The sequence below is a fragment of the Streptomyces sp. NPDC046931 genome (assembly GCF_040644655.1).
Lineage (GTDB): Bacteria > Actinomycetota > Actinomycetes > Streptomycetales > Streptomycetaceae > Streptomyces.
The window spans coordinates 1-1,328 of the sequence record NZ_JBEYWX010000069.1 but is presented as its reverse complement, the minus strand read 5'-3'; the positions used below and the strand labels follow the sequence as shown (position 1 = coordinate 1,328).

Annotated in this window: 1 protein-coding gene; it reads left to right on the top strand. The window is 70.7% G+C overall.

Annotated elements, in window-relative coordinates; genetic code table 11:
* On the top strand, window positions 1–1,328 hold a 1,328-nt coding region (locus tag ABZ876_RS39075), incomplete at both ends, for a condensation domain-containing protein (protein WP_361791200.1).

The window sequence follows — 1,328 nt, the reverse complement described above, 5'->3', positions numbered from 1 at the left end:
CGCCTGCCGGAATACCTGGTCCCGGCCGCGGTCGTGATCCTTCCCGAACTTCCGCTGACCGCCCACGGCAAACTCGACCGCCGAGCCCTGCCCGCGCCGGAGTTCGAGCGGCAGACGCATCGCGCTCCGCGTGACACCCGTGAGCGGGCCCTCGCCGGGATCTTCGCCGAGGTGCTGGGCGTGGAGCGGGTCGGTATCGACGACAGCTTCTTCGACCTCGGCGGCCACTCCCTGCTCGCCACCCGCGTCGTCAGCCGCGTACGCACGGTCCTCGGAGCGGAAATGCCGCTGCGTGTCCTGTTCGAGCGGCCCACCGTGGCTCAGCTCGCCCAGTGGGCGGCGGACGCCGAGCAGGCTCGGACCGCGCTGGTGCCGATGGACCGGCCGGCCCAGGTGCCGCTGTCCTTCGCCCAACGGCGCCTGTGGTTCCTGAACCGCTTCGAGGGAACCACGGCCGCCACCTACAACATGCCCGTCGTCCTACGGCTGACCGGCGCACTGGACCGGGACGCGCTCGCCGCCGCCCTGCGCGATGTCGTGGAGCGGCACGAGGCGCTGCGGACCGTCTTTCCCGAAGGCCCCGACGGCACCCCCTACCAGCACATCGTGGCCGCGGAGAGGGCCTGTCCGTCGCTGACGGCCACCACGGTGCCCGGCATCGACTTGTCGGAGGCCATCGCGGCGGAGGTGACGAGCGGCTTCGACCTGACATCCGAGGTCCCCGTGCGGGCACGGCTGTTCGCGCTGTCCGAGGACGTGCACGTGTTGGTGGTGGTGCTGCACCACATCGCGGGTGACGGCTGGTCGATGGCTCCCTTGGCCCGGGATGTGGCGAGGGCTTACGAGGCTCGGATCGACGGGCAGGCTCCCGGGTGGGAGCCGCTGCCGGTGCAGTACGCGGACTACGCGCTGTGGCAGCGCGAGCTGCTCGGCGACGAATCCGATCCGGACAGCCTGATCAGCCGGCAAGTCGCCTATTGGCAGGAACAGCTCAATGCGCTGCCGGACCAGTTGGAGCTGCCCTTCGACCGGCCCCGCCCCACCATCGCCTCTCACCGCGGCGACCACCTCGTGTTCGAACTCGATGCGGACGTGCACCGAGGGCTGGTCGCGCTGGCCCGGGAGTCGGGCGCGAGTGTGTTCATGGTGGTGCAGGCCGTGCTGGCGACACTGTTGTTCCGGATGGGTGCGGGGACGGACGTCCCGATCGGTTCGCCGGTGGCCGGCCGTACGGACGAGGCGCTGGAGGACCTCGTCGGCTTCTTCGTGAACACGCTGGTGCTGCGGACGGACGTGTCGGGTGACCCGACGTTCCGGGAGCTGGTGGA